Below are 26,690 nucleotides of genomic sequence, written 5' to 3' on the forward strand. Positions count from 1 at the left end.
GTTACTCCTGATTAGTCAGGTCGATGGAGACGTGATGTTCCGGACTGCCGTCAGGCATCTGAACACTGATATCGATACCGGTAAGCGGATCCGCGTCAACCGGGTAAAACTCCTCCGGCCCCTGGTAATATTCGATATCCAGATCCATCAGCAATTGCGCCATATGACCTTCACCGGCGGCACTGATGTTTATCTGAGAGCGGATATTCAGGAACTGCTGGATTTGCCGGGTCAGCTCATAACTGTTAATTACCGCCCGTTCAATCTGTTCCCGCAGGGCTTCCAGTGCCAGCTCTGCTTTTATGGCGCCGTTCCGGTCTTCCTCATCGAACTCTTCCAGGCGGCCGGTGACGCGGACCGTGGTTACGGTGTTGAACTGCGGAACGTTACGGCCCAGGGAGTGTTTTTCATCAAACGGGGTCTGCACGATAATGCAGGGGTATTCCGCATTGGTGGTCGGCCGGTCCTGCGGGGAATACACGCGGTCTTCCGCGCCGGTTTTCCCCTTCAGGGCAGCAACAACCAGCTCGCGAACTCTGGCGGCATTCATTATTTCACCTTATTCAGGATCAGATGCGTCCCGCCGTGGCTGTCCGGCTGTACATCGGATACCACAAACAGGGTGCTGACGCTGTAGACAAATACCCGATCCCCTTTCGCCGGAGGCACAGTAAAAATAACATCGCGCACACCGAGGATCGGACGGGTGGTATTGATACCGCTTTCACCGTCCATGCTTTCGTAGTTCTGGAAATAGGCCCGGTCAAAAATGCCGTCGATGTCGTAAAATTCTGCGCCTTTGGCACTTTTCACCGGTTCCCAGCGCGCTTTTTCCGCAAAGACGTTGTGCAGCGGCCCCAGCAGGTGTTTATCCCAGTCAACGCCCATTGATGGTTACAGTGCCGGGCGGGTTGGCTTTCGCCAGTTTTTCCCGCACTGCCTCCAGGGACATCACCACGCCCAGATCAATCAGGCGGACAGCATCAGAATCATCCAGCGTGATTTGCTGGTTTTCCCGGTAAAACTCACCGTCATGCTGCACACTGCGGCCTTTGACCACCACATACACACCATCGGCTTCCGGGTCAGGTTCCGGAGTGAAATTCTGCGCTGATACGGTTTCGGTTACCGGTTCACTGCCGGCAGTCTCCGGATCCTTCACCGGATTAACCTGACCGGGAACCATCAGCTCGGGCGGCAGGCCGCCCGGCTCCTGTGGTTTCTCCGGCGTATTTTTTTTATTCGCCATCAAATCCCCCTGTTAAACCACAACGGCACACAGTGATGCGTTAACACGGCTCGGGATGACCAGCGGCGCAGACTGAACCATAATAAAACGCTGCGCCGGATCGTGCTGCAGCCAGGACTTCGGCGCATAGGCCATCGGGCCGTAATTGAATGCCGGGTCGATAATGGCACCAAATGCACGGGTCCCCATCAGGTCAGCGCCGGACATAATCACCGAGCCGTCAGCAATCATCGGTTTTTCTTTACCATCCAGCGGATCAATAAACCAGTCGTTGTATACCCACAGGTCATAATTACCCCAGCGGCCTTTGTATACAGCACCTGTTTTGATTTGCGTACCCGGGTTAATCTGGTTACCGAACGGAGAAAGCGCAGGGAAGGTAATGGCGCTATCCTTAACCGATGTGTCCAGACGGAAAGCTTTCCACGATTTGGTGGTGAACACGATATCGGTCGCCACCGCACCGGACTCCTTCAGCATGCGCTGCGCCCAGTCTTCGATGTCATCAGTCGGTTTGGTGTTGGTTTTTCCTGCTTCCACGGTTTCCGGCCATTTATCGGCACCGCTCAGGGCAATAGTCAGATCGGACGAACGCCCGAAATCCACCACCTGAGTTTCATAACCTTCACCGGTTACTGTCACCGTACCGGTCTGGAGTGCACTGGCCGCCATCCATTCCAGACGGCGGTTGATCATGTCAATCTGGTCAGTCAGTTCGAACTGCAGGTTCAGCATTTCACGTTCAGCGGCAGAATACTGACCGCCGATGCGCTCACCAATCTGACGGCGGATGGGTTTGCGCAGATCCGGTGCACGTTTGTCTTTGATATACGCCGGTTTAAAGCTGTTGGTCTGGAACTTACGGGATTCCACCAGCTTACCTTCCACCAGCGGCGAAACGAACGGCGCCAGACGGCGCAGGCCGACATCCACATCAATGGAAACCTCTTCGGTATCGGATTCCGTGATATTCGGGAAAAACTTATCCAGCAGCCAGTTCTGACTGGTCATCAGATTCGGAACAACCTGGATTAATACATTGGTATCGAAAATATTCATGCTTTTTCTCGTATAAAAGACGTCACAATGCCTGCCATAGCTGACATCAGGACGTCTGTATTAAAGGGAAGATCAGGCTTGTACGCTGTCGCGCAGGAAGATAGAGAACTGGCGCATTGCTGCTTTAAGATCGGCTGCGGTCCAGGTGTCATCATGGATAATGCGGTTCTGGTTAAATTCACCCATCAGATACAGGCCGCCGCTCACAGCATCAGTCGTGGTATCGACATCATCAACCAAAATTGCACTCGGCTTTTCACTGCCGTCTGTTGCATCTTTTTTGCTGATCACGTATTCCCCGGAGGCGGTGACCATACCGAGGATGGTGCCGCGCTTCAGAATACCGGCTTTGGCAATAATGCCGGTATCGGTAACAACCTGAAGCGGACCGGAGATCAGCTGATCCGGATTAAATACCGCCTGACGCACTCCCGGCTGAAACGGGTTTTGTGAGAACTGTTCCATTATTTCGCTCCCTTGTTGCTGTTATAAAGACTGGTCATCTGATGAACCAGCGCGGCGGCGGTACCCGCTGCCGGTGCCTGAGCATCCGGACTGATGCGTACCTGCTGCTCTGCCCGCATGCGGCTGTCGAGCGATGCGCGCTGTGTTGCGGGCTGTACCGCACCCATTGCCTTCAGGGTGCTGATCGCTTCGGATGAAGACATTCGGGTATTGAATGCCAGATGTGCAGCCATATCCGGACGACCGGCGGCAGCCTTGCTGCCAAAGATGCGGGCACAGCGTTTGCGTTCAGCGCGGCGGCCTTTTTTCACGTCTTTATTTTCATCGTCGTCTTCGGCGTCTTCGTCATCACCTTCCGCGTCTTCATCATCTTCGGCGTCAGGATCATCGTCGTCGCCTCCGGCTTTTTTAGCTTTACGGCCCTGCTTTTCGTCGTCCTGATCTTCTGCGCCTTCACGATCTTCATCGTCTTCCGCATCTTCGTCGCGCTCGTCCTCTTCCGCTTTGCCGCCTTTGGCTTTGCGCACTTTTTTATCTTCATCCTCTTCCGAGGCTCTGGCTTTTTTACCAAGGCCGATAAGGTGTGCAAAAGTAAACTTATTGTCTGCCATAGTTAAATTACTCCGGATTCTTTCATCAGTTCCTGAAATGCGACATCAGGACTGGCAACCACATCAGCCAGACCCATCTGTACGCCCTCGGCTGCCAGATAACAGGCGGCCTGTGTATTGCGGATCACTGTCTCAGACAGTCCGCGGTTACGGGAAACAGTGCTCACAAACAGACGCCCCATTTCATCGACATCGTGCTGAATGGCGGCTTTCGCCTCATCACTCAGCGCCACATACGGATTACTTTCCGCTTTGCGGTTCCCGTAGGTGATAATGGACACTTTCAGCCCGTCATCCTTGATGTGCTGTGACCAGTCGCAGTGAATGACGATCACCCCGACCGAACCGACACCGCCGGTACGCGGGACGTAAATTTTGTCCGCGGCGCTGGCAATGGCATAAGCAGCGGAAAAGGCATTTTCGGACAGAATGGCGTGAATGGGCTTTTTGCCGCGTTCGGCATAAATCAAATCAACCAGGTCAAAACAACCGGCCACTTCACCGCCGGGGGAGTCGATATCCAGACAGATACCCTTCACTTCCGGATCGTTAACGGCGGTCAGGAAGGCCCGGCGGATGCCGTCATAACCGGTCATGCCGCTATACGGCCGCAGTGTGCCGAGTTTCTGAACCAGTGTGCCGTAGACCGGGATAATCGCGATGCCCTCCAGCACGTCATACCCGCTGTCTTTCCGAGCTTTACGGCTGAAATATTCGTCATCGTCTTCCATCATGGCGCTGCGGATCTGCGTGATACCGAGCCGCTCTGTCAGTGATGACACAATCACTTCCGCTTTCTGCGGGTGTATGGCAAGAGGCGTGTTAAACAGCTTCTGTGCCAGGTGGGGTAAATTCACTTCGCCTCCTGTTTATTTTCGGGGTTTGGTGCAAAGGTATCTGCCACTGCCCAGCTGGGTGGCGGCAATCCGAGCTCTTCAAACCGCTGAAGTTCATAGCTGCGCTGATCGACCAACTCTTCCCAGTCCTCACCCATGTTTTCAGCCACTTCCATTTCCAGTGTTGAGAAACCGGCTTCCATACTGAGGATGGCGCCTTTTTTCTCTGCGACCGGATCCACCCAGCCGCGACCCGGCCCCATCCACCGCGCGCGGCAGTAGGATGCTGATGCGTCCATAAAGTCCGGGGCATCATTCGGTAACGGAACATCTTCCACATCGTGAATTTCTTCGGCAAAGGCCACCGCTATCGGTTGTGCGAAGCCGTTTGAGAAATCATCACGGCGGCGGGTCAGGGTTTTCCAGGCTTCCAGCATGGCGGCACGGGCTGAGGAATAGTTAACATCAGACCAGTCCTGCGTGACCTGCTGGGCTGACAGACCGGTGGCCGCAGAGATATTCCGCAGCACCGCACTTTCAAAGCCGTCAAAGTTACTGGTCGGCCGGGCAGCGGACAGTGTGACTATTTTTTCATTCGGGAACAGGTGCGGGATACGTGCGCCGTTCTGAAGATTGAGTCGCTTATCCTGATAGTATTCTGTCCGCTGTGTCTGGTAGGCACTGAGTTCATCACCGGTAAAATCGCCGGTATCCCCCAGGGCGGAAGCCACCATCTGCGCATCATACGGGGATTCGATATACGCCCCGAAAATGGCATTGAGGATTGCCGCCTCCAGTTCTGATTCATCGTACTTAATCAGCATTTTCAGCTTCTGAACGATGGGGGCCAGAATACCGATCCCCCGGTGCTGAGCACCGCGCTCCATATCAAAATCATGCACCACCACCGGACGACCCCATGACGTTTCACGCTGAATGCGTTTCCAGGTCATGGTTTTTTTACCGGCCCACCAGTCGCCCATATGGGCTTCACGGATGTGATAGGCTATCGGGGCACCGTCACCGTCAATCTCCACCCCGCCACGGATATTTGGCATGTCAAAATTCTGCTGCGGGTTGCTCAGGCGATCGGGGTCAACAATCTGAACTGTCGTCGCATAACGGGCCTTGCCGTGACCAAGCCGGTCAGGACGGTACTGCAGAACCGCCAGCGCGTCACCGTCCAGCAACTTGTGACGGAAAGCCAGCCGCAGCATCTGCGATACGGTCTGCTTGCGTTCAACATCACAGTACCGGCCTTTGTCATTCGCCCATGAGCGCCAGTGCGCGGTAATAAACCGGCTGTACTCGGCAGCCCACACCGCATCAAATGCCTTATTGCCGGTCAGTTGCCTGAGCATCCGGTAATCGGGTTTGAATACCGGCCGGTAACAGGCACCCACCGCATTATCCAGGACTCGGGTTATCGAGCCGGACGCCCAGCCGTCATTCCGTGCCAGATCACGCATACGTGACACAATGCGGTCACGGTAGATATTTATTTCATTATCCGGCGACCACAGCGCGGGCTGCCAGTTCGCCATCTGATCACTGAATGAATCCGCCGCGTCATACGGCACCCGGCCACTGCCGGACAGTGCCCCGTATTTCATTTTCGGGGCAGCCGGAGGCAGCGGGCGCCCGTCCGCTCCTAAGATTTGTACACTCATCAGTACCTCACCCTGATTGGACGCCTGCGGGAGATCCCCAGCATGGCCTGTATTGTCTGGATCAGCGCCAATAGGTCGCCAAGACTGGTCTGCTGATAGGACACCGATCGCGTCCCGTCACCCTGTGTATAGGAAAATGAAACGCCTTTGGCACCGGTTGACAGGTCGATATAGGCCTGCTGCGCCTGAACAAGCGCCTGCTTTAACTGCGCATCACTCATGCCGGTAAGCAGCGTGGTAATTCGTGACATTGACACTCCTTATGGCAAAAGCTGGGATATCCGCTTCCGCTGAGGCTTTTCATTGGTTTCCTCCGGGATGATCGCCCCCGGGAAGCGAAGGTTAACTTTGGTCTGAGTCTCTGCCGGCGGTTCAATAAGCCGTTCCGGATTACCGGCGACAGCGTCAGCCAGCGCATTAAGTTTCAGCCCCATATACATCAGGCCGCACAGCGCGGCATAGCTGTACACGCGGCAGTCCAGTGCTTCGTTTGCCCGCCCCGGTATCTGCTCCCAGACCCGGTACCGCTGACCGCCGGACACTTTAATTACTGACCGCTCTGCCAGAAGCTGACCAAAATACTGCAAATCACGATCAACCGGGAAATGCATATACGCCGGTGCCGGTTCGCCTGCTGCCGGTGGTTCCAGATGCAGACGACCGCGTACCGCATCTTTTGCCGCGTTCACACCGATAATTACCGGTTTAAATCCGGCTTTCGAACGGGATGTAATGCGTTTTGTCGGCCAGATCGGTGAGCGTTTACCGCCACGGGCGGATTCACCTTTGACAGCCCAAATCCTGCGACCGAGACGCGCTTTACAGAAATCATAAACGGCCTGGGTGTGGTGTCCTCCGGAGTCCATGCAGGCCGCCATAATGGCAAATCCGCGACCATCGGCACGCCGCCAGATTTGTTTCAGGTACGCATCGAGGCGCTCCCACGGCTCCGGTGTTTCCAGATCCCCTTCAATCACATCGTGGGCGACTGACCAGCTTTCCTCACTGCGGCCCCAGCCGACCACCTCAATCTCAAAGCGGTCATCCTGCGTATCAATACCGGCCGTCAGCAGCGTGACACCGTCCGGCACTTCCGCCGCCCACACTTCGCAGCGCTCCAGTAATTTCTGTTCGCTCAGGGCTTTTTCACCCCGGTCCTCATATGGTTCACCGAGTACCAGGTTGATAAAGGTCTGCCGCATCAGCGGATCATCTTTCACCCGCAGCCATTCTTTCACCAGATTCGGCCAGGCTGCGTTCGGGAACAGGCTGTACGCCGCCCAGATATGAAATCCTGCGTGACCGGTAAACGGCTTTTCAGCGCGCCATTCCCCGTTTTTAATCATCAGCGGTTTATCGCTGTCGTGAATAACACACCCGTTATGGCGGCAGACGTAATACGCGGTATCCGGCAACCCGTTACCGTCTTTGTCTTTATCCCACTTCATACCGTACGGCGTATCGGGTCCGCCCCATTCCAGAATCTGAAACTCACCACAGTGCGGACACGGTACCCAGTAGTGCCGCTGATCACTTTCGTTATAGGCTTTCTCGATACGGCTGACGTTCTTTACGGTCGGCGTTGAACCGAGGCCGATTTTCCGGTTCCAGAATGTCTCTGAGCGTTTGATACCCAGAGCAATCTGGTCACCCTCCGAACCGGCCCCGCCGGACGGATAACCGTCCACTTCATCAAACAGGATGATCCGGCAGGTGATACGACGAAACCCGCCGGGTGAGTTTGCGCCCACCAGCGTTAAATTGGCTCCGTTGGAAAACTGCTTTTTGAGGATGGTCTGGCCGCTGTCTTTAGCTTTGGCCTCACCGGCAATGGCTTTCAGTGCCGGGGTATCACGCAGCATCGGCGCAATTTCGGTCTTACTGTAGTCCTCCGCATCCTCCACTCGGGGCTGAACCACCAGGATCGGGGACGGGTCATGCGACAGGTAATAAGCAACGGCATGGTCGAGAATCTTGGTATACCCGACACGGGCAGATTTCATCACGGACACCTGAGTTACCGACTGATCGGTAAAGGCATCCATAATGCCATCCTGATATTTAAATGACCGGAACCGGCCGGTCTGTGCGGCGTTTTCTTTCGACAGCACCGCGTATTTGTTCGCCCACCCGCTCAGCGATAAGGCTTCCGGAGGTCTGACGACAGCGCGTTTCTGACTCAGTGCACGGGTGAATTGTTGCCATGCATTATCCCCCCTGTTCACTGTGGTCAAGGCTCAATTCCTCCATCGCCTCATGAATAATGTCCTGCAGCGCGGCCACAAACTCTGTATCAGAGGAAGTCAGTGCCAGCGACCGCAGGCGGGGGCCGTGTTCAGGGGCTATCGCAATCAGGCGGGTGCGCATAGCATGATATTCCTCGCCCACCTTGTCGATCATGTCCTGCCACGGCAGCACCATGCCGGATTTCTCTTCGTACTCCAGCCGGGCCAGCTCTGCAAAGTAGTGCTCTTTGATGGCTCTGGACTTTTCCAGATCACGGACTTCCTCTTCGCCGGAAACCAGCTCTGCATACACAGATTCGGCACGCTGCTGAAAACTGCTTTTTTCTTTTGCTGGTTTTTTCTCCGGAGCGTCAGATTTTTTCGCCGCATTCTTTGTGCGCGGGTCTTTACTGTCCCGGTACTTTTTCAGATTCCGGTCGCTGGCCTCCACGTCGATTTCATCCCCGGCCATCACGATATATTTTCCGGCCTTTATCCACCGGGTGATCGTCTTGCGGTTCACATCCGCATGCTTCGCATAGTCGGAAATATTCATCGTGGTCATGGGACATTTTCCTGCTGACGTGGGACATCGGGGCACATGGGACATTGCGCGGGACATGTCCCACATTTCATGGGACACAAAACTCAGAATTTTTTTACGTAACTTACTGAATCAGAAATGAAAGCACCTGACCGCTGTCATGGGACATGGGACACAAAATCAAAATTTCACAGCTAGACGCAGAACGCGGCGCGCAATGCCCGTGTAATATCAAAGACTTAGGAAGGACCCAAAAAATTCTGAGCACCATCCCACCCCAGTCATCCGTAAACTTGCAATAAATATCGACGTTTTCTTTTTCCTGTAACCGCATACTGACTGCTCTTTCCATTAATACGGAGCAACCTAATGCCAAGTAAAGAAATCATCCGAAGTCATACCGTGGATTTAGGGACATTAAGGCGCCAACTTAGCCATTACCCGGATAATACCCGCGTATCTTTCAGCGGACTGGATTTTCGCTGTGTAAATAAAACGGATGAGGATGTTGTTCAGATTAAGTTTGAACAGTCGGTTTATCGGACTTCTGAAGATGTCTTGGTGGTTCAAGATCATTCAGAATAGCTGATGCATACACATTAGCTTTGCCTCTGCTGACGGGCGCGTAGTCATAATCTATGCGCCCGTTTGTTACCCGACTGAACCATACGTCATCACTACCCACCTGAACAATCCACACAACCGGACGTTTTTCACAACCTCTGGCCCTGTCCAGTATTGCTTGTTCAGCAAGGTTCATCTCTTTCTGTGCAGGATACAGTGGTGGTATAAATGCCGGATGTGCTCTCAATTCTTCTGCAATCTCTTTCAGTTGTTCATCTGAGAGTGTCAGGCAAGCCTCACCCACCGGACAGGACAATGACATTTCGCCGTTAGCCTGCGTCAGTGCAGTGATCAGGGCGGTAACAATCTTCTGCTGTGTACCGTCTGTCAGATATCCGCGTGATGTCATACCAGTACCACTCTCGCTGTCACGGCACCAAATGGTTTTGCCGTTATGCTCTACTTTTACTTTCATTATTCACCTCGCCGTTCGTATCGCCTCTGCTATTGCCCAGTTAATCTCCTGAGGCAACAGCGCCTGTGTCATCTTCATTGCTCTGTCCTGATATCCCAGCACGGGTTCAACAGGCAGTGCATCACCGAACCGGATTAACAGTTTCGGCATTGGTTGTTTCTTTCTGTCTCTGCGGGTTCCGTTAGGTGACCGCTGCAGACGCTTCCGGCCTTTCTTGCCCTTCTTTGCTTTCTTCCGTTGCCACACGCCATTAACACCACTGATATCACCGATGAAAGTGTTTTCTTTGCTCTTAAGACTGGAAAGCTTATTACGTGGGAGATTGCCGTATTTGTTCAGCTTGATGTCTTTGGGGTTCAGCAGTGCAGACCCGTTGAGTTTATGCACCCCGCCGGTTTCAAACGGTTCAAGGTATGCAGCAGCGGTATTCATCACGAACACTTTCGCTTTCAGGTCACTTTTTCTGGCACCGCGGCTTTTAACGCTTTTCACCGTGAATGGTGTCGGATTATCCAGATTGCGCTGCATTGCCACTTTCTGCGCGTCTTCAATCTTTCTGACAACAGCTGTCATAGCCTGAGCGGTAGCAAAGGGTAGCTGCTTCCGCAGAGTTCGGAGCTGGTTGCTCAGGTCTGTGAGATTTGCCATAGACACCCCTGTTTTATATTCCGCTCACCACTCGTAAATAATGATCGGAATATCGCCGTCTCTCCGGCTGTCACGCCATACTGCTCTGGCAGCTGACGTTGCTGCCTACCTCGGTAGTAGCTGACCGTAGATTCGTTGTTTTTGATTCTTCCCGCGCACTCACCGCATAAGGTGACGGGTCATAGTTAACGCAGGGAGACAGCGACAACGCCGCGCATTAAAAAGCCCACTCAGTGAGCAGGCTTTGTGAAGTGTTACTACTTTCGACTATCCAGGCGCTTTTGCAGTCTGTCATTGGCATCCTGCATTTGTTTGATGATGCGCTCAGCCTCTTTTGTATGCTTGCGGTAGACCAGCGCACCGGCTATGAAGCCAGCTAATACCGCAATCACTGCGATGATGATTTCAGTCATGAAATCCTCCACACTTCGTTACATTTGTAATGTGATATTCATCACGATTATTTAGGTTTTGTTTAAATATCCACCTGTATTATCTGCGCCACAAAGAAACCCAGTTTTCAGGCCAACACCAGGGCCTTTTACCTCTACCCTCATGGGCTGGGTAGAGGCTTTTTGATGGCAGTATGATCAGCTCCTGCACACAGCCAGGAGCTTTTTTTTGCCTGAAAAAGTATCTTTGTTTTTATATTTGTATGACGTAGATCTTATATCCCAATAATTCCATTTGATACCGGGCAATGCTCCAACTTAAGATAAATATGCTGAGTTTTCATAAAAGAAAATTATTCGTGTAGCTTTATTTAGCCCTGTCACTCGGGGCTATTTTTTTGCCCTCTCCGCTTCAATCTCCCGTATTGCCCGCTTATCGTGATTACAGCCCGCTATCGACTTCATTGCATCGGCCAACAACAGGATTGCGCCGCCGTATGTCAGTTCATCCGGAATAACCGGCAGCGGACAATCAGCCGTCAGTTGTGGCGGGATCGGCACCACCGGCACGGGCACGAATGTCTCTTTCGTATTGCTGCAACTTCCCAACAATGCCAGGGGAAACAGGAGTAACAGCGCACTCACTGTCTTTAAACTCCGTTCTAATAACGGTTTTAACTTTGACATTCTCCGTGCCCTCCGTTTCTTTGGCTTTGATGTTGTCGAGTGCGGCACGGTGTCTGATAGCAACGGCTGAAAGCGTGATGGTGTTTATCGTCTGCTGTGCTGACAATTGCCCGGACAATGTTGTGTTATTCACCTTCAGCTGCTGGTTATCACGGTAGGTGTCATATACCCACCAGGCGGCAGCAATAAACAGCGCGGCAATTACCGCCTCTTTCCAGTTCATGGCGCTTCACACTCATAATGGATCACACCATCCAGAGGATTACCCGGCTGCGGCTTACAGTGATTTGTCAGCGAATACAGATAAAGCCCGGCAACGGATATCAGGGCGATAAAAACAGAAACAGCCAAGACGGTCAGCATCTCTTTCATAGGATGATCACCCCGACAAAAAGGAACCATCCCCATCCGCCATACCCATTTGCAGCAATAAATCCGGCCGATGCGAACAATGTCGCCGCTGCTAAATATTTCATCGCGGCTCTCCGTTGCATACAATTTCCTCTATCTCCCGGCGGGTCATCAGCCCTTTCCACGGCTTGCCGCCGGCGAAAACCCAGCGTTTTATTTCGCCACAAGCTCCGGCTCTGTCACCGGCATTCAGTTTTCTGAGCAAAGTTGACCGAGAGAATGCCCCCACACCTGTGTTATATACAAATGAGTAGAGTGCCCCTCTGGTATAGACAGGAATATCAACACGGATAAGCCTGTCTACCCCTTTCGCCACGATAGCAAGGTCTTTTTCCAGCAGCGCATCACATTCTGCCTGCGTGTAAATCTTATCCCGCTGAATATCCGGCCCTGTATGCCCGGCACACACTGTCCATACTCCGGCGACATCCTGATAAGGTTTATACCTCATACCTTCGAACGCCGGGATCAGAACCATCGCAACAGCAATCGCACCACCGCTGACAGCAGCCATTGCTTTTTTAACCAGACCGTTATTCATCCTGTGGTTCCTCTTTGCAGCGGCGCTTGTACTCGCGGTGTCTGAAATACAGGTTGGTCAGAAAGGTCAGGAAAGCGAACAGTAAGCTGCCCAGTACGCCGATTGCTGCCCACTGTTCCGGAGAGAAACCGTCCAGCAGCTGCTTCATCCAGTACAGGGCTCCGGCCCCGGACGTGCCGTATGAAATGCCGGTTGTGATTTTGTCCATTTGCATACCAAAACCCCGTTTATTTAAGGGGATAGAGTTAATTATTAATAAAATAAATGACGATAATCATGTAAGCTGGTCAGTTATGTCTGGCGAAACTTTTATGTAGCTCTTCCCTGGCTTTGCAAATTGCTTTTGTCGCAACTGATAGCTCGGAAAAATAACCAACACTTTTTTTCTTTCCGTCAAACATGAGTGCCGCTCGCCACTTTCTCTTCTCCCTGTCCCAATAAACACCTTTAACACCAGATGTATTTGTTTTTGGCATCTTTCTGTTTCTCATGTTTTCAGCATGAGTGGCCACCCTTAAATTTACAATTCTGTTGTCTGATGTATTACCGTTAATATGGTCAATGTCTCCATCAGGGAGATGCCCGTAAACATAAGCCCAGGCTAAGCGGTGTGCTTTATAAATTTTATTGCGAAACACTATTTGAATATAACCAAACCTATTAGTGGTTCCCGCTATCGTACCCGCCTTTATTCTTTTTGTTATGTTAACTTTCCAGACAAATATCCCGGTACCTGGTGTGTATGAAAGCGCAGCTCTAATATCATCGGCTGTTAATGTATTCATTATTCCACCGTTTTATTTTCAGCAACATATCCACCCCCTGCGGAGTGTTCCGTATGTTGAGTGATAGGGAAATGCCGCAACCGGGTTATATGTTTTAAACAGGTTAAAGTGAGGTGGCTGCGGCATTATTCGGAATCCCACCAGCGGCGGGAAAGCAATAAAAAGAGCACTGTGGTCGAATACGGATTAGGTAATGAGCCTGTCGTATTCCAATGCTCTTATTGTTGCTGTAGTGGTGGCGCAACTCCACCTTATGCGCTATTACCGATTTCTCTGCATGAGATACAGATAAATTATTGGAATACTGCCCGCCAGTACGCCTTATACTTTGATCTGGTGATGAAGTAATGGAATGACCAGGCTATCGCTAACTGCTCATGAGTTTTACCTGATAACTTCAGGCATATTTTTGTAATTACGCTTTTCATATTTTCTCCAACAAAAAAGGCCGCACAAGGCGACCTTTGGAATGCTGGACTCGCATAGCGAATCCGTACGCGCAATGTACTCGTGGCACATGCGTTATGTGAACTATCCGGAAATTCCGGAGAGTTGAACCTGTAAGTAACTCTTACAAGTTGGATTTCAGGCAATAAAAAACCCCGCTATTGCGAGGTTTATATACAGTTATGACAACATATCAAATTACCATCAAATATGGCTCAAATTATTCACTTTTGCAAGTTTTAGCTGCATTTTTGCGCCAGATTTCCGCCCTGTTGTTTTTCATTTTTCGTAATGCCCTACAGTCCAAGGTTTTACAAATCAATCGCAGTTCCTGCCAGTGCTTTTCATAGTGCATATTCCAGTTATTCCGCTCGACACCAACCAGCTCGGCCAGTTCAGACTGATAGTAATACCCGTCTTTGTTCAGGGTGTAATCCTGCACTGCCAGCCATACCAGCGCCCTGAGTCGTTCTTTTACTTTCTTTGACACCCGGCGGCCTTTAATCCGTTCCTGCATTTCGCTCCATACATAGGCGGTGATAGTCGTCTGGTGTGAGAACTTCAATTCTTTACCATAGCAATACAACAGCCAGGACTGCTCTGCCTCATCCAATTCCATAATTGCCCGCCGCCAGGAACAGTTCTGATAGTCCACCCGGTCAATAGGTGGCATCGGTAATACGGAATAGTGTGTTGACCAGCAGGATACCGCCTCGGTTTCCCGGCTTACCTTTCTGCCGTTCACGGTAATATCACGGGGCTTTTTACGTGGGTAGCGCGTTGTGTTTCCCAATACAAATCCCTCAAATGCTTCAAGCTGGCCTTTGGTTCTGCTGCTGTGGTCAGTCATTGCGATAGTCGCCATATCCCGCAGGTACTGCAAATCGTGCTCAATCATCGTTTATCTCTCCGCGCTCCGTACAGCGCATTAACCAAAAACGCCGATCCCGTATGACCGGTTCATAAACTTAAATAACAACTCCAGCTGACTGCCGTGCTTTTCTTCCCATGCTGCCGGATCCCGGTGTAACTCGTCGTGGTGAACCCGGCACAACGGGATAGTAAAAATGTCGTGTGCTTTTGTACCTGTGCCGCCGGTACCGTGACCGATGATGTGATGCGGGTCGTCCGCCTGCTGGCCGCACACACAACACGGCTGGCTTTTGACCCACTGCAGGTATTTCAGACACTCCCAGCGCTTTAACTTCGGGATCCGCATAAAACTTGCTGGCGGCTCCGGCTCTATATCAGGAACAACGACCGGTTTTATCTGCTCCACGATGTCCTGAACAATCCGGCTGTGTGAGCGCGGTTGATGGACAATAGAATGCTCTGTCATGGTGCCGGTTATCTCTTCCTCCGGTTTCTGCATCAGAATGTAGGAACTGATAAAGGCCGGAAGATGATCACTGACGCGGCGCATCACCGACCAGGTGAACAAATCGGAAGGATTAAGAAGATGACCGGCCGGCAGCCGCAGATCGGTAAAGATGCTGCGTGCCACAAACGCCCGTTGGTTGTGTAACAGAATTTCGTCCGCCTGCTGCTGGTGGACATCACTCGCCCGCAGGATGTTGTCATGATGCCAGCATGTCCGGATAAAACCATCTTTGTGGCGGGTCATGGTCAGTTCGTGGTGGTGGTAAGGGTTTTCCGGATCGTTAATCTGGCAGTAGCCAACTGATTTAACGTAGTGACGGGCTCCGGATAGTCCGCCGGCGGCTTTTATCACGGCGGGATTATCCAGGAAACGAAGCACCCGCTCATCTGTCAGCAGCGGCTGCGCATCTGCCGGAACGCGGCCGGACGGAATGCCATCCATTGAACGGGGAGCTGCACTCACAACATAACGGGCGCCATTCAGGAAATTGCCGATCTCCGCGCCCGGATTAAACATCAGTATCCGGGCATCTTTCTGGACAAAGCCGGTTAACAGGTAATTCATCAGGAAACAGCTCCTTCAACCTGAGAGGTTCCCCACAGCCCAGCAATCCACTTCACGCCCTTCGGTGTAAACCGAGCCTGTGAAAATGAATGGTTATTCGTCTGGCTGGTACCGGTTTTAATCTCAAGCCTCCCCGCGTCAATATGGCACTGGTATGCAGACCACGACCCGCCCAGGCGGTACATGATTTTTTTCTCCTGCAGGAACAGCCGGAATTCAGCCTCTTTCACCTTCAGCAGCTTGCATACCTGGCGGAATGTCATTGAGCCGGTGGTTTCGACATACCGATCGACGAACTCTGCTTTCGGGGCGGCCAGTTCCAGGGCGCGGGATTTTTCTTCAAGTTGTTCATTCAGATCTGCCGCCAGGCGTAAAGCCTCGGTGTAGGACTGCGGAATTTTAGGCTGAAGCTCCTCTTCCAGCTCCTGCCACCGATCGACAATCTTTGCGGTGAACTCCGGGGAAAGTCTGGCCACCAGCACCAGAGAATCACGTTTATTGAAACGGTACTCGGTATAGGTATTACCGTTATGCTCAAAGGGGAACTCATCCAACGGATAGGTTAAAATACCGGCGACGACCAGCCGCTCTGCCGACCGCTTAACATTTGCATGGAGACTCCCGGTTAAACCGGCAATCTCACGGCTCGACATCGTTACCGCCTGATTGTGCATCACAGGCGAAATACTGACACCGTGGGTAATCTGCTGCATATTTATCTCTCCACTCATTAAGCGCAGCCGTATACTGCGCGTTTTACATAGGGGCTGATCGTCACCACGGATTTACCACCAGCGACTTTTTCACCCCATTCAATATCAAGATGCTTTACCTGGCTGTCGTCATTCCAGATACCGGCATGTGTCAGTGCGTCCTGTATCGCCTTGATGAAGTTATCCAGATCCCGGCGGTGATTCGATGGCGGGAACAGCACCAGCTTCAGGCTGATATCACCGGTGACCGGTTTCGGTGTCCGGCCGTTAAAATGATCCAGGATGTCAGCAATAACATTCAGACGGAACCGGCGGCCGTTTTCGCTGATCAGTACCCGGCCTTTTAAGGCTCCCCGCGATGGGGATCGCCAGTAGGTGTTCATGCTGGGCGGGAACGGGAGGGTCAGAGTTAAAGATGTCATGCAACACCCCGCTTAATTGCCTTTTTCGCTTCCCGGCGTAATGCAATTCCAAGTCTCTCAAGCCAGTCTGCATACTTCAGTACCGCCTCGATTTCATTATCGAAACGCGGGAAATCGTCCATAGCTATTTCAACTTTGAAGCCACGGCTAAAAAACAAATCACAGGTAACGCTAAGCTCCTGCTCCAATTTTGTTTTTCCGTTATCGTGGCTCACCATGTACTTTTTTGACTTTTTATCTTTGCCTTTTTCGTAATGGATTAATTCCATTTTGGTTTGTTTAGTCTTCACGCCATCACCCCGCAGCTCTGTTTCATCTCCCGGCGCTTTGCCGCCAGCGCCATAAACAACCGGTTATGTGCAGATACAAAATCGCGCTCTTCCCTGTCGTAAGGGCTCCCTTTGACTACCCGTACCGCCCTGCAGGTATTTCCCGCAAGCACGCGGCACATCCTCACATGTTCACCGTATGCCGCGATTTTTTCCGAAGCTCCGGGCAGAACCGTATAGACTATTTTGATACCGTTCCTCCGCTCGCCCGCACTGACAATCCCGGCAGCCTCCAGTGATCTGATTGCCGACTGGCTTGTACTGCGTGACACTTTGTATTTGTCCATGATGTAGCGGGTCGTGATTGCAGTACCCGCCGGGATATCAGTTGCAATTTTGAGGTAGAGAATCATGCAGATACCTCCGCCAGATACTGATTCCCGATCGCTTCCAGCTCCTGTTTCAGCACGAAAGAAGACAACCGGCGCGGGGTGATAAACGGACGCCAGATAAGAAACATGGAGCCCTTGCTGTTACCCTTTTTTTCCTCGCCGGTGACGGGATTAACGAAATTGATACGTCCACCGGTAATAACCCGCACTTCATCAACCGTTTTCAGTGCCTCCAGAAACCAGCCAACAGACATGTCTTCAGGTACCAGCATTACGACCGGCTGATTCTGTATGCGGGATTGTTCGGCTGCTTTTTCCACCCACGGACGGATATTGCTGAATGGCGGGTTACACCAGATAGCACCATGGCTGAGCCACTCCGATTTGAGTGCGTCATCCTGCTCAGTCAGGTACCGGGAACAAAGTGCATTGATGTCACTCGCTGCGGCATCCAGATAGAATCCGAACTCCAGATCCAGCGCAGTGAAAAGCCACTCCGGAGTTTGCCAACTGTCTTTATGCTCAGGGGCTGTTTTGCTTGCATATCCGGCCATCAGATAACCCCCTTGTGCTGGTAGCGTTTAGCTGTGGCGCGGGTCATGAAATACTGCCGCTCGATGTTCTGAAACCGGATATGTTCATCCCATCCACGACTGCGGCAAATGCGGATTACCTTATGGCGGCTGTTCCAGTGGTCTTTCAGGTCACGCAGCACCCACCACCGGCGGATCTGATGCAGGACGGCCAGCACCGGGAACACACTCACGCCGTAAATCTCTTTGCTTTCTGAGCGCATGTTCATGCTGCCTCCCGTTCTTTGGCGGCCTGCTCTGTAGCCTGTGACCAGATACCAACCCATGCACGGCGGGCATCAAATTCCTTCATTCCGCGCAACCCTGCCTTGCCTGCCAAATCGCGGGCAATTTCTTCAGTTCTGGTCTGTGGTTTTGAGCGACTGCAGATAATGCGGGTATATGCGTTCTCGCGGGCCACGATATCGACAGACGGTTTTAATTGCTGTGTTTCGGCCAGGCGAAGGGTTAAATCATCCCAGCTGTCACGGAGTGAACGGGTACTCTGAATATTCTTACGCCAGAAATTATCAGCAGCCACACGCTTGTACAGGGCGCAAATTTCACGGTACGAATGCCCGTCAATCTGACGCATGAGGCGGACATCATTCGCCCATTCGGTAAAATTAGGCTCTTTTGGTTCTTTCAGTCCGAGCTCTGCGAATACCCCTTTGCGGCGCTCAGAAATCCATTTTGCGCAGTCCAGATCATCCTGTGTCCCCCATTTCTGACCATTAGCGCTGTAGATAGCGGCATCAGGATTACGTGTTAAAAAATCATTAAGAGGGTTGTCGCTGGATTCGCCAGAATTCTGCGACGAAGAGTCAGTATTGATCTGTAAGTTATGATCTGTTTTAAGATCTGTATAAAGATAGGAAACCTCACTTTCGACGTTTCCAGGAACCTGCATTTCTGCGTTTTCCATTCCGCAGTTTCGACGTTTGGATTCCGCACTTTCGACGTTTCCATTCGTCGATTTCGACGTTTCGGTTTTATCAGGGAATATTTTCAGTAAAAGGGCTTCCCCATCAATACGATAGTGCGTTACCGGGGTGCCGTTAACTTTCTTTGCTTTCGTCTCGATAATGCCCGGAAAATATTTCGTGCGCAGCTTATTAACCAGGCGACGGGCCTGTTCTTCTCCGGATAATCCCTTAATTTCATCAGCCAGCTCCTCATGACTTTTGTAGAACCAGCCATCACCGGCACTGGAAGAAACGCCGGACCAGAACACCAGCTGATTCAGGACAGCACCTAATGCATGGGCCTGCTGATCACCGGCAAAAAACTCCAGGAACGGCACCGGTATCACAATAACGTTTTTCTGACCGGACATTGCCTGAACGATTTCAAACACACTTTTCATGGTTTCACCTCATCCACGCGTGTATACCGCTCCTGAAAGGTTTTCAGAGGTTCAAAGCACGGATGTTCATAGCCGTCACGCATGAAAATCACCCGGCTGTTTTGCCGGTCAAACCGAACAACGTGGACTTTCCGCCCGCGGCTGTCGGTGTAATACCGATCAAGATTGTCAGCTGTTTCTTTAGGCATCCCGTCCTCCGCTGCGGTAATAGTATTTTGACCAGTATTCTTTCAGCTCTGCCCGTTCTACCATTTCCGGTGCTTCCCGGTAGTTGTCCGCTATGCCACCAGCAGGTATGCTTTCAACATAACGAAACGGTTCATTACCAATGACGAGGCATTTAAATTGCTTTTCTGGTTCTGAATGAGTTAATCTGCTCATGCGTTTATCTCTTCACACAAATTGATATAGCGCGACCGAAGCCGGAGGCCGTATACCTTCGGCTTCACCCTTTCTGGTTACCTGAATCATTTCCCACCCCGTAAACCACATTCAGTGACGCAATAAACCCACGGGCGTATGCGAACACTTTGTTCATTTTTTTGTGGATAGCCGTCATTTCCTCTTCCGTCAGAACATCATCTTCCAGGCTCTTTTTGATTAACTCGGAAAGCTGCCCCTGATGTGCGCTGAGGTTTGTCTGGATTTTGAATAATTCCACTTCGTCGATATTTTCAGATTCGATCGTTTCCATCGGCGTAATGTCGTGCCGGTCCATGTGGTACTCGACCAGGTGACGGGTTTTGGTCAGGTCTTCCATCGCTTCCAGCTCGTCATTGTCGAAAAACCGGCAGCCGTTCTTCTCGTACAGGTTGTTGTTGAATGTCGTCAGTGACATACCCAGCGCCCCGGCCAGTGCTTCCCGCCCACCCGGCATGGCGCAGCACATTTTTTTTACGACTTCTTTCAGTGATTCATTCTTCATTGCCTACTCGCTTTCAGGTTGGATTGTAGTTAACCGTGCTTTTCTGTGCTGCTATGCTGTTGGTAAAGGGCTGAGGAATACTTTAATTTCCCTTTCGTGATGCGATCGATAATTAGTGCCTGCTTCTCTGGAATCACGCTTTTCCAGCGACACACTGCCGGGTGGCTTATATTTAGTGCCCTTGCCGTCTTTTGCACTCCGCCAAAAAAAATAAGAACGTCTTGTTTTAACATCTGTTGGCTCCTTGAATTTATGGTACGGACAAAGGTAACAAAAGGTACATTGATATGCAAACACATTTCACATCATTGTGATGTAACATTGGTTACATGAAAATAAACATGAACGAACGAATAAAAGCTCGCAGATTGCAGCTCAACATGACCCAGCAATCCCTTGCAAAAATTCTAGGGGTTTCGCGTGTGTCTATAACCAAGTGGGAAACCGGGGTGACAAAACCAGACGGAGAAAATCTCCATATGCTGGCTAAAACTCTTAACGTCTCCCCAGAATGGTTATTGTTTGGAGAAAATGAACCACTTTCCTCTGAATTGGTATCCACAAGAAAGCCCGTAACCGTCAGACAAATTCCTGTCATTTCGGCAGTCCAGGCTGGAGAATGGACATCGACTTACTCAGCAGCAACTATCGATGATGTGATGAGATGGGTTAACACCACAGCGAGAGTGTCAGATAGTGCTTTTGGCCTTGATGTTAAAGGTGATTCAATGACAAACCCAATGGGATCCCCTACCATCCCAGAAGGGTCAACCGTCATTGTTGAAACTGAATACGGATGCCACGATGATCTATATGGCAAAATTGTTGTTGCAATGCTTGATGGATCTTCGGAAGCAACCATAAAAAAACTAGTTTGGGATGCTCCATACACCTACCTCGTTCCACTAAACCCCAACTTCAAACCAATTATCGTAAACGGGAATTGCCGAATTATCGGCAGGGTCGTTCAGGTTATTCAAAATATCTAGCCCGCCAACCAAACAGGTAATGTAACTTTTTTCACATTACCTATTGACCACCAATGTAACATAAGGTACTTTTAGTTTCATACAACAGGTACCAATTATTACATGAGGTGACAAATGCAAACCGAACCAATCATCACCACTAACAACATGTCAGTAGACGATGTTGCCGCGTGGATCACCGAAAAAGCCCAGGCTTTTCACAAACTGCAATCACTCCGTACCGAACGCGAAAGAGCAATCCGCGATCACGAACGTGCTCTGGACCGCTTTGATGAAGACATTGCCAAGTGGGAAGATCGCTGTTCTTTAACAGTACAACCGCAGTAACGGCTGCGTATCTGAATAACTGTGTGAAGAGTATCAATTAGTGTGGGGAGATAGACGTTATGAAATTTGCTGAATTACCATCAGAAATGCAGAGAATAGCAGCTGACTGTGTATCGCAGCTTGTTGTTAACGGGGCAGAGCCAACAAAAGAATTAGCCCTGTCCGTTCGTGATGTATTTATTGCAATGTATGAAACTGTAGTGATTGAAGATGCGGGAATCACTCAGGCTTATCTTGCACGTTCAGAGCCTTAATTTTTGTTGCCAGTTTACTAAATGCTTCCTGTATTGTTGGATCTGGATTTTCACTGGCATGACGTTCAAGCGTGTAGATAACATCAGCTTTTGCATTTAGAGATGCTTTTTCGAGTGAGGCTAGAGTAACGAACATAGCTGTCTCAAGAGCAACCATTCTCCTTTCAAGGATGGCAAGATCGACAGGTTGAAAAGACATACATAATCCTTATTTCATCTGTTGTGGTGATTTAATAGTAACCAATTTCTGTCTGTTGTGGAACTACGGAAACCACCGCCGCCCGAGGTGGTTAAACAACCGGGCACGAATATTGTGAAGAGAGACGACCCCATAACAATAACCATGCAGCACTATTAGCGGCCGTGCATACCACGGTGCAGTCCACCAGCCGGCCGCCAATTTTTTACAAACATAAGTCCACTGGCGTAAATCGTCCTGCCGGATGAATACCTAGCCTAACCGCTGGTGGACTTATTTTTGTGTGAAGAGACAATGAAAGGAAAAACGCAATGAGCGAGAATAACCGTATGACCAGTGTACCGGACTTTCTCTCCGAGTTAGATGCCGGTGTGTTTGAAAACAAACTTTCTGCTGCACTGAATGAAGTCGCTTTCGGTACCAATAAGAACGGTGGTACCGGTGAAGTACATGTGATTTTTAAATTCACTCAGTCAGATGAAGACCGCGTGAAAATATCTCACAAACTGAAAATGGTTACCCCGACTAAGCGCGGTAAAAAATCGGAAGAGGATACAAGCGAAACACCGATGTGGGTCGGTAAAGGCGGGAAACTCACTATTCTGCCGGAAGATCAGGGGCAGTTATTTGGTATCGACGGCAGTATCGACGGGAAATTAAAAGCCATTAATTAATTTCTTTTTTTTAAAAACCACTCAATTTACTTTTTATGTTTTTAATTAAACAGGAGCCTTTGTATGTCTAATTTGGACGGAACTGCTATCTCACAGATTCAGAATATGGCTGTTGCTGCATTAAGTCTGGATGCTGTAGAAAAATCCCTCTGCCCTGCTGTGGTTTTACCGGGTGATTTCAATGTTAAAAGCCTGGAGCACTTACAGGAAGGCCGCTACCGCTTCCGTGGTGCGATGGATACAACCAGTATCACTGATTTTGTGAAGTATTCCCTGCAACACGGTGTTGATGAAGGTGTCAGCTGTTTTATTGATGCTGATGAGATGGCTGCTAAAACCATCTTTAATATCGGTACCATCGGTGAGCCGGGGCATGCTGATAACACCGCTATGGTATCACTGAAAAAGACATCACCATTTGAGTCACTTCTGCATATGAACGGCCGCCGCTGTGGTCAGAAAGAACTGGCTGAATGGCTGGAAGACTGGCGCGATAACCTGATGGCGTTTGATGCAGAAGGTAATGTTATCGATATTAAGCAGGCAATCAATGCTGTGCGCAAAATCACCATTGAAGCCAGCCGTTCCGCAGATCATGAAGATCGTGATTTTGGTGCCAGCCGCTCCGTAATGGAAAACGTGGAAGCGAAAAGCCGTGACGTCATGCCTGCAGTATTTCAGTTTACCTGTACGCCATACGATGAACTGTCTGAGCGTGCTATCAAACTGCGTTACAGCGTTCTGACCGGTGGTGATGTGCCTGCGCTGGTACTGCGTATTGTTCAGCTGGAAAAACTGGAAGAGCAAATCGCCCAGGAATTCCGTGATCTGCTGGCTGATAAATTCGAAGAAACTGAAATCCAGACGTATATCGGTAAATTCAAAGCTTAATTATTTTATGCCGCTTTAACCGGCGGCATTTTTATATTTCAGCACCAGGGAATTAATTACTTATAAAAAGTAACGGCTTTTTATTATCTAAATTGTGTGGAGAGATAAATGTCATATATAGCAACCAGTACCGGAAAGCATATTGATTTCGCCGATATCACTCCGGATCAGATTTGTATCGAAGATATCGCACGCGACCTGTCGAATGAATGCCGCTTTGCCGGGCAACTGGAGAGTTTCTATTCCGTGGCTCAGCACTCTGTATACGTCAGCCAGATTGTGCCGCCGGAATATGCACTGGAAGCCCTGCTGCACGATGCAGCTGAGGCGTATATCAAAGATATCCCCTCGCCGCTGAAAGCCATGCTGCCGGACTATAAAGCTGTGGAGAAACGCATTGAAGCGGTTATCCGTGAGAAGTTCGGCCTGCCGCCGATAATGACCGTTGATGTTCACTACGCCGATCTGGTCATGCTGGCGACCGAAAAGCGGGACTTTGAAATAGACCCCAGCAGCCACTGGCCGATGCTGGATTCAGCTCCGCCACATGATGACATCATTATCCAGCCACTGACACCACCGCAGGCATATCACCAGTTTATGGTACGGTTTAACTGTTTAACGCCTTTCAGATAAACAGCATTACAACGCACGGAACAAAAAATGCTATGAATGCAAATAATAACATCACTCTAAAGATAACCAAGAATAGCTTATCAAGGCTACAGGGAGTACTACTCATCATGCTCTCATTTCGAATTTTTTAGTTATGCAAGATGATAATTCTACATATTTACTTTAAAAATGTAACCAATTGCAAAGTATGGCAACGTATACACTCTCTAATAAGTGAACATTATTTGATTAAAATCAAACTAAAGTGATCGTTTTTTCAGCGTAAAATGCTATTCATGAGAAAACTTACATACATAACATAACGGGTAAATAATACATGGATAAATTCAAACACCTGATGATTGACCTTGAAACTATGGGTAACAAGCCGGATTCCGCTATCGTGGCTATTGCTGCTGTGCCGTTCGACATGGTTTCCGGTGTAACTGATGATGCACTTTTTTATGAAATTATCGACCTGCGCAGCAGCGAAAAATACGGCGGTAGTATCGACGCAGACACCGTGCTGTGGTGGCTGGGTAAAAGCGATAATGCCCGGAGTGAGATCATTAACAGCGAAAAAGCTATTGATCTGCCGGATGCGCTGACCCGCCTGAGTTCGTTTGCTTCAGAATTCTGTGAAGAACGAGTGCAGGTGTGGGGTAACGGAAGTAATTTCGATAATGTGATCCTGCGTACTGCATACGAAAACTGTGAGATAAATCCATTCTGGAGGCACTGGAATGACCGGGATGTGCGCACCATTGTCGAACTTGGTCGCAATGCCGACATCGACCCGAAAAAAGATTTCCCGTTTGTTGGTGAAGCACACAATGCACTGGATGATGCATTGCACCAGGTGAATTACGTGGTCGCAATCCACCAGCATTTATTTAAAAACCTCTAATCGTATACGGCGATGTGTGGAGAGAAAAAATCATGATTCAGTTAATAACTATTACCCCAAACGATTGGTTAACAGAGGAAAAGCTGGCGGATATCACTGGCTATTCAACCAGAAAAATTCGCAGTTTTCGGGAAAGATCATGGGTCCACGGCAGACAATGGATTTTTGTGGCCACTGATGGAACCCCGAAAGAAAACAGCGAAATTCTCTATAACCTCCCGAACATAAATAAATGGTTTGAATCACAGATTAAAAATCAGCCCCGGTATAAAAAACCGAAACCGGCTGATTACGCAAACCTCAAAGGAGAAAGCCGTGTCTAAATCTATCGTATACCCTGCAGGCGTTGAAAATCATGGCGGGTCACTCCGCATCTGGTTCATGTTTCAGGGTAAGCGGTACAGAGAGTCACTAAAACTGCCGGACACACCCAAAAACAGGAAATACGCGAGTGATGTCCGGCAATCGGTACTTTATGAGATAAGAACGGGAACATTTGATTATTACCGGCGGTTTCCGGAATCAAAGAATGCACTGAAATTCAGAACCGATGAAATAAAAGAAATAACCGTGAAGGGTATTATTCAGAAGTGGCTGGCACTGAAAACCCCGGAGATATCACTGAATACCCTTCGCAGGTATGCGTGCAAGCTGGAAACGTGCTGGACAATCCTTGGTGAAGACCGGCACTTAGAGTCATTAACCCGTGAAGACATCCTAGATCTGAGAAATACACTTTTAAACGGCCTCCACCGGCCAGCCAGGGGAAGAAAATTTATTTCCAGAGGTCGCACGGTGGCGACAGTGAACGATTACCTTGTCTGCTGTAAAGGTGTATTAAAATTTGCGTATGAAAACGGATACCTCGGTACAGATCTTACACTGGGTGTCAGTAAGCTGAAAAAATCACGGACAATTCCGGATCCATTTTCACAGGATGAGTTTAAAAGGCTCATTAATGCATGTACAAATCAGCAATCAGTTAACCTGTGGACGGTTGCTTTTTATACCGGGATACGCCACGGTGAATTATCTGCGCTTGCCTGGGAAGATGTAGATCTCGAAGCCGGAACTATCACGGTGAGAAGAAACTGGACCAGTGTTAAACTGTTTACCCTGCCAAAAACAGATGCAGGTACTGATCGGGTTATATCTCTGCTTGATCCGGCCAAAAATGCGCTACAATCGCAGCGGGAGCTGACGCTGCTGCGTCCGCCGGTAAAAGTCAGCGTACATCTCCGTGAGCATGGAAAAACACGAACGGATAAATGTACATTCGTTTTCGATCCTAATCTGTATGCTCGCGGGAAAACCGAAAAAACAAACTGTTACTCAGGCACATCCATCAGTGATATATGGAGCAGAGCAATACGTAAAGCAGGGCTGAGGCACCGCAATGCCTATCAGACACGGCATACTTATGCGTGCTGGATGCTGGCTGCCGGGGCAAACCCATCCTTTATTGCTTCGCAGATGGGCCACACATCAGCACAAATGATTTTTAGTGTTTACGGGAACTGGATGCAGGGCAACAATGAAACTCAGGTGGCTTTACTAAATGAGAAACTTAGTCATAATGCCCCACAGATGCCCCATAAACTAAAAGCTGTTAAATAAATCT

General features: G+C 50.0%; 43 protein-coding genes. 9 read left to right on the forward strand and 34 right to left on the reverse strand.

Going from position 1 to position 26,690, the window contains the following annotated elements; genetic code table 11:
- Position 1: 1 nt before the first annotated feature.
- From AAZR23_RS19220 to AAZR23_RS19380, 33 genes are all read right to left on the reverse strand, one after another.
- A complete protein-coding gene (locus AAZR23_RS19220; RefSeq protein ID WP_434694380.1) occupies positions 2-550 on the reverse strand; it encodes an ATP-binding protein in 549 nt (182 codons plus the stop codon).
- On the reverse strand, positions 550-888 hold the full coding sequence (locus AAZR23_RS19225; protein ID WP_166707890.1) for a head-tail joining protein: 339 nt from the start codon (positions 886-888) through the stop codon (positions 550-552). Before AAZR23_RS19225 ends, AAZR23_RS19220 begins: the two co-directional genes overlap by 1 nt.
- On the reverse strand, positions 878-1,249 hold the full coding sequence (locus AAZR23_RS19230) for a hypothetical protein (protein WP_087769818.1): 372 nt from the start codon (positions 1,247-1,249) through the stop codon (positions 878-880). The genes AAZR23_RS19225 and AAZR23_RS19230 overlap by 11 nt, the downstream gene beginning before the upstream one ends.
- A 12-nt stretch (positions 1,250-1,261) precedes the next feature.
- Positions 1,262-2,308, reverse strand: a complete 1,047-nt coding sequence (locus AAZR23_RS19235; RefSeq protein ID WP_434694381.1) for a major capsid protein — start codon at positions 2,306-2,308, stop codon at positions 1,262-1,264.
- Between the two features lie 72 nt (positions 2,309-2,380).
- The gene (locus AAZR23_RS19240; RefSeq protein WP_434694382.1) at positions 2,381-2,773 is read right to left on the reverse strand and encodes a head decoration protein; all 393 of its coding nucleotides are present in this window, start codon (positions 2,771-2,773) and stop codon (positions 2,381-2,383) included.
- A complete protein-coding gene (locus tag AAZR23_RS19245; protein WP_434694383.1) occupies positions 2,773-3,384 on the reverse strand; it encodes a hypothetical protein in 612 nt (203 codons plus the stop codon). The genes AAZR23_RS19240 and AAZR23_RS19245 overlap by 1 nt, the downstream gene beginning before the upstream one ends.
- Before the next feature lie 2 nt (positions 3,385-3,386).
- Entirely contained in the window at positions 3,387-4,241 is an 855-nt protein-coding gene (locus AAZR23_RS19250) for a S49 family peptidase (RefSeq protein WP_434694384.1), read from the reverse strand.
- Positions 4,238-5,890: a phage portal protein gene (locus AAZR23_RS19255; RefSeq protein ID WP_404932263.1), complete on the reverse strand. Its 1,653-nt coding sequence runs from the start codon at positions 5,888-5,890 to the stop codon at positions 4,238-4,240. The genes AAZR23_RS19250 and AAZR23_RS19255 overlap by 4 nt, the downstream gene beginning before the upstream one ends.
- Entirely contained in the window at positions 5,890-6,141 is a 252-nt protein-coding gene (gene gpW, locus AAZR23_RS19260; protein WP_004904843.1) for a gpW family head-tail joining protein, read from the reverse strand. Before gpW ends, AAZR23_RS19255 begins: the two co-directional genes overlap by 1 nt.
- A 9-nt stretch (positions 6,142-6,150) precedes the next feature.
- The gene (locus tag AAZR23_RS19265) at positions 6,151-8,124 is read right to left on the reverse strand and encodes a phage terminase large subunit family protein (protein ID WP_434694385.1); all 1,974 of its coding nucleotides are present in this window, start codon (positions 8,122-8,124) and stop codon (positions 6,151-6,153) included.
- Positions 8,099-8,680, reverse strand: a complete 582-nt coding sequence (locus tag AAZR23_RS19270) for a hypothetical protein (RefSeq protein ID WP_052925985.1) — start codon at positions 8,678-8,680, stop codon at positions 8,099-8,101. The genes AAZR23_RS19265 and AAZR23_RS19270 overlap by 26 nt, the downstream gene beginning before the upstream one ends.
- A 496-nt stretch (positions 8,681-9,176) precedes the next feature.
- Positions 9,177-9,698: a hypothetical protein gene (locus tag AAZR23_RS19275; RefSeq protein ID WP_434694386.1), complete on the reverse strand. Its 522-nt coding sequence runs from the start codon at positions 9,696-9,698 to the stop codon at positions 9,177-9,179.
- Positions 9,699-9,701: 3 nt separating this feature from the next.
- The gene (locus AAZR23_RS19280) at positions 9,702-10,346 is read right to left on the reverse strand and encodes a hypothetical protein (RefSeq protein ID WP_434694387.1); all 645 of its coding nucleotides are present in this window, start codon (positions 10,344-10,346) and stop codon (positions 9,702-9,704) included.
- 257 nt (positions 10,347-10,603) lie between these two features.
- A complete protein-coding gene (locus AAZR23_RS19285) occupies positions 10,604-10,759 on the reverse strand; it encodes a hypothetical protein (protein ID WP_434694388.1) in 156 nt (51 codons plus the stop codon).
- Positions 10,760-11,128: 369 nt separating this feature from the next.
- On the reverse strand, positions 11,129-11,299 hold the full coding sequence (gene lysC / locus AAZR23_RS19290) for an Rz1-like lysis system protein LysC (protein WP_434694389.1): 171 nt from the start codon (positions 11,297-11,299) through the stop codon (positions 11,129-11,131).
- Positions 11,271-11,648 (reverse strand): hypothetical protein, encoded by a 378-nt coding sequence (locus tag AAZR23_RS19295; protein ID WP_434694390.1) that lies wholly within the window; start codon positions 11,646-11,648, stop codon positions 11,271-11,273. Before AAZR23_RS19295 ends, lysC begins: the two co-directional genes overlap by 29 nt.
- Positions 11,645-11,797: a hypothetical protein gene (locus AAZR23_RS19300; RefSeq protein WP_434694391.1), complete on the reverse strand. Its 153-nt coding sequence runs from the start codon at positions 11,795-11,797 to the stop codon at positions 11,645-11,647. Before AAZR23_RS19300 ends, AAZR23_RS19295 begins: the two co-directional genes overlap by 4 nt.
- Positions 11,798-11,897: 100 nt before the next feature.
- Positions 11,898-12,377 carry a lysozyme gene (locus AAZR23_RS19305; protein WP_434694392.1) on the reverse strand — a complete coding sequence of 160 codons (480 nt, stop codon included), beginning with the start codon at positions 12,375-12,377 and terminating at the stop codon, positions 11,898-11,900.
- Positions 12,370-12,591, reverse strand: a complete 222-nt coding sequence (locus AAZR23_RS19310) for a class II holin family protein (protein WP_434694393.1) — start codon at positions 12,589-12,591, stop codon at positions 12,370-12,372. The genes AAZR23_RS19305 and AAZR23_RS19310 overlap by 8 nt, the downstream gene beginning before the upstream one ends.
- 73 nt (positions 12,592-12,664) lie before the next feature.
- On the reverse strand, positions 12,665-13,162 hold the full coding sequence (locus tag AAZR23_RS19315; protein ID WP_434694394.1) for an HNH endonuclease: 498 nt from the start codon (positions 13,160-13,162) through the stop codon (positions 12,665-12,667).
- Positions 13,163-13,829: 667 nt separating this feature from the next.
- Positions 13,830-14,507, reverse strand: coding sequence for a bacteriophage antitermination protein Q (locus tag AAZR23_RS19320; RefSeq protein WP_434694395.1), 678 nt, complete (start codon positions 14,505-14,507; stop codon positions 13,830-13,832).
- A 30-nt stretch (positions 14,508-14,537) separates the two neighbouring features.
- On the reverse strand, positions 14,538-15,554 hold the full coding sequence (locus AAZR23_RS19325; protein ID WP_434694396.1) for a DUF968 domain-containing protein: 1,017 nt from the start codon (positions 15,552-15,554) through the stop codon (positions 14,538-14,540).
- Positions 15,554-16,267, reverse strand: a complete 714-nt coding sequence (locus AAZR23_RS19330) for a phage antirepressor KilAC domain-containing protein (protein ID WP_368886730.1) — start codon at positions 16,265-16,267, stop codon at positions 15,554-15,556. The genes AAZR23_RS19325 and AAZR23_RS19330 overlap by 1 nt, the downstream gene beginning before the upstream one ends.
- Positions 16,268-16,284: 17 nt before the next feature.
- Entirely contained in the window at positions 16,285-16,689 is a 405-nt protein-coding gene (locus AAZR23_RS19335) for a RusA family crossover junction endodeoxyribonuclease (RefSeq protein WP_434694397.1), read from the reverse strand.
- Positions 16,686-16,979: a hypothetical protein gene (locus tag AAZR23_RS19340; protein ID WP_434694398.1), complete on the reverse strand. Its 294-nt coding sequence runs from the start codon at positions 16,977-16,979 to the stop codon at positions 16,686-16,688. Before AAZR23_RS19340 ends, AAZR23_RS19335 begins: the two co-directional genes overlap by 4 nt.
- Positions 16,976-17,371 carry a hypothetical protein gene (locus AAZR23_RS19345; protein ID WP_434694399.1) on the reverse strand — a complete coding sequence of 132 codons (396 nt, stop codon included), beginning with the start codon at positions 17,369-17,371 and terminating at the stop codon, positions 16,976-16,978. The genes AAZR23_RS19340 and AAZR23_RS19345 overlap by 4 nt, the downstream gene beginning before the upstream one ends.
- The gene (locus tag AAZR23_RS19350; RefSeq protein ID WP_434694400.1) at positions 17,368-17,904 is read right to left on the reverse strand and encodes a phage N-6-adenine-methyltransferase; all 537 of its coding nucleotides are present in this window, start codon (positions 17,902-17,904) and stop codon (positions 17,368-17,370) included. Before AAZR23_RS19350 ends, AAZR23_RS19345 begins: the two co-directional genes overlap by 4 nt.
- A complete protein-coding gene (locus AAZR23_RS19355; RefSeq protein WP_434694401.1) occupies positions 17,904-18,152 on the reverse strand; it encodes a hypothetical protein in 249 nt (82 codons plus the stop codon). Before AAZR23_RS19355 ends, AAZR23_RS19350 begins: the two co-directional genes overlap by 1 nt.
- On the reverse strand, positions 18,149-19,288 hold the full coding sequence (locus AAZR23_RS19360) for a replication protein 15 (RefSeq protein ID WP_434694402.1): 1,140 nt from the start codon (positions 19,286-19,288) through the stop codon (positions 18,149-18,151). Before AAZR23_RS19360 ends, AAZR23_RS19355 begins: the two co-directional genes overlap by 4 nt.
- On the reverse strand, positions 19,285-19,476 hold the full coding sequence (locus tag AAZR23_RS19365; RefSeq protein WP_159298540.1) for a DUF4222 domain-containing protein: 192 nt from the start codon (positions 19,474-19,476) through the stop codon (positions 19,285-19,287). The genes AAZR23_RS19360 and AAZR23_RS19365 overlap by 4 nt, the downstream gene beginning before the upstream one ends.
- The gene (locus AAZR23_RS19370) at positions 19,469-19,669 is read right to left on the reverse strand and encodes a hypothetical protein (protein ID WP_434694403.1); all 201 of its coding nucleotides are present in this window, start codon (positions 19,667-19,669) and stop codon (positions 19,469-19,471) included. The genes AAZR23_RS19365 and AAZR23_RS19370 overlap by 8 nt, the downstream gene beginning before the upstream one ends.
- A gap of 64 nt (positions 19,670-19,733) precedes the next feature.
- On the reverse strand, positions 19,734-20,213 hold the full coding sequence (locus tag AAZR23_RS19375) for a YmfL family putative regulatory protein (RefSeq protein WP_434694404.1): 480 nt from the start codon (positions 20,211-20,213) through the stop codon (positions 19,734-19,736).
- Between the two features lie 29 nt (positions 20,214-20,242).
- Positions 20,243-20,446: a Cro/CI family transcriptional regulator gene (locus tag AAZR23_RS19380; protein WP_434694405.1), complete on the reverse strand. Its 204-nt coding sequence runs from the start codon at positions 20,444-20,446 to the stop codon at positions 20,243-20,245.
- Positions 20,447-20,542: 96 nt separating this feature from the next.
- On the opposite strand from AAZR23_RS19380, the gene AAZR23_RS19385 reads away from it, so the two are divergent.
- The 3 genes from AAZR23_RS19385 (at position 20,543) to AAZR23_RS19395 (ending at position 21,783) form a co-directional block, all read left to right on the forward strand.
- Entirely contained in the window at positions 20,543-21,202 is a 660-nt protein-coding gene (locus AAZR23_RS19385) for a LexA family protein (RefSeq protein ID WP_349478446.1), read from the forward strand.
- Between the two features lie 114 nt (positions 21,203-21,316).
- Complete coding sequence (locus tag AAZR23_RS19390; protein WP_434694406.1) at positions 21,317-21,529, forward strand: hypothetical protein; 213 nt, start codon at positions 21,317-21,319, stop codon at positions 21,527-21,529.
- A gap of 59 nt (positions 21,530-21,588) precedes the next feature.
- Positions 21,589-21,783, forward strand: coding sequence for a hypothetical protein (locus tag AAZR23_RS19395; protein WP_434694407.1), 195 nt, complete (start codon positions 21,589-21,591; stop codon positions 21,781-21,783).
- On the opposite strand, the gene AAZR23_RS19400 is transcribed toward AAZR23_RS19395, so the two are convergent.
- On the reverse strand, positions 21,749-21,982 hold the full coding sequence (locus tag AAZR23_RS19400) for a hypothetical protein (protein WP_274370994.1): 234 nt from the start codon (positions 21,980-21,982) through the stop codon (positions 21,749-21,751). The two genes, AAZR23_RS19395 and AAZR23_RS19400, sit on opposite strands and share 35 nt — an antisense overlap.
- A 311-nt stretch (positions 21,983-22,293) precedes the next feature.
- Between AAZR23_RS19400 and AAZR23_RS19405 the strand changes: the two genes are divergently transcribed.
- The 6 genes from AAZR23_RS19405 (at position 22,294) to AAZR23_RS19430 (ending at position 26,686) form a co-directional block, all read left to right on the forward strand.
- The gene (locus AAZR23_RS19405; RefSeq protein WP_434694408.1) at positions 22,294-22,656 is read left to right on the forward strand and encodes a hypothetical protein; all 363 of its coding nucleotides are present in this window, start codon (positions 22,294-22,296) and stop codon (positions 22,654-22,656) included.
- Positions 22,657-22,719: 63 nt separating this feature from the next.
- Positions 22,720-23,547 (forward strand): YfdQ family protein, encoded by an 828-nt coding sequence (locus AAZR23_RS19410; RefSeq protein ID WP_434694409.1) that lies wholly within the window; start codon positions 22,720-22,722, stop codon positions 23,545-23,547.
- A gap of 108 nt (positions 23,548-23,655) precedes the next feature.
- A complete protein-coding gene (locus tag AAZR23_RS19415; RefSeq protein WP_434694410.1) occupies positions 23,656-24,183 on the forward strand; it encodes an HD family hydrolase in 528 nt (175 codons plus the stop codon).
- A gap of 316 nt (positions 24,184-24,499) precedes the next feature.
- A complete protein-coding gene (locus AAZR23_RS19420) occupies positions 24,500-25,069 on the forward strand; it encodes a 3'-5' exonuclease (protein WP_434694411.1) in 570 nt (189 codons plus the stop codon).
- Between the two features lie 32 nt (positions 25,070-25,101).
- Positions 25,102-25,392 carry an excisionase family protein gene (xisR, locus tag AAZR23_RS19425; protein ID WP_046894055.1) on the forward strand — a complete coding sequence of 97 codons (291 nt, stop codon included), beginning with the start codon at positions 25,102-25,104 and terminating at the stop codon, positions 25,390-25,392.
- Entirely contained in the window at positions 25,385-26,686 is a 1,302-nt protein-coding gene (locus AAZR23_RS19430) for an Arm DNA-binding domain-containing protein (protein ID WP_338856886.1), read from the forward strand. Before xisR ends, AAZR23_RS19430 begins: the two co-directional genes overlap by 8 nt.
- The last annotated feature ends 4 nt before the right edge of the window (positions 26,687-26,690 follow it).

Origin of the sequence: Morganella sp. Je.2.23, from assembly GCF_051129855.1 — a bacterium.
GTDB classification, from domain to species: Bacteria; Pseudomonadota; Gammaproteobacteria; order Enterobacterales; family Enterobacteriaceae; genus Morganella; species Morganella sibonii.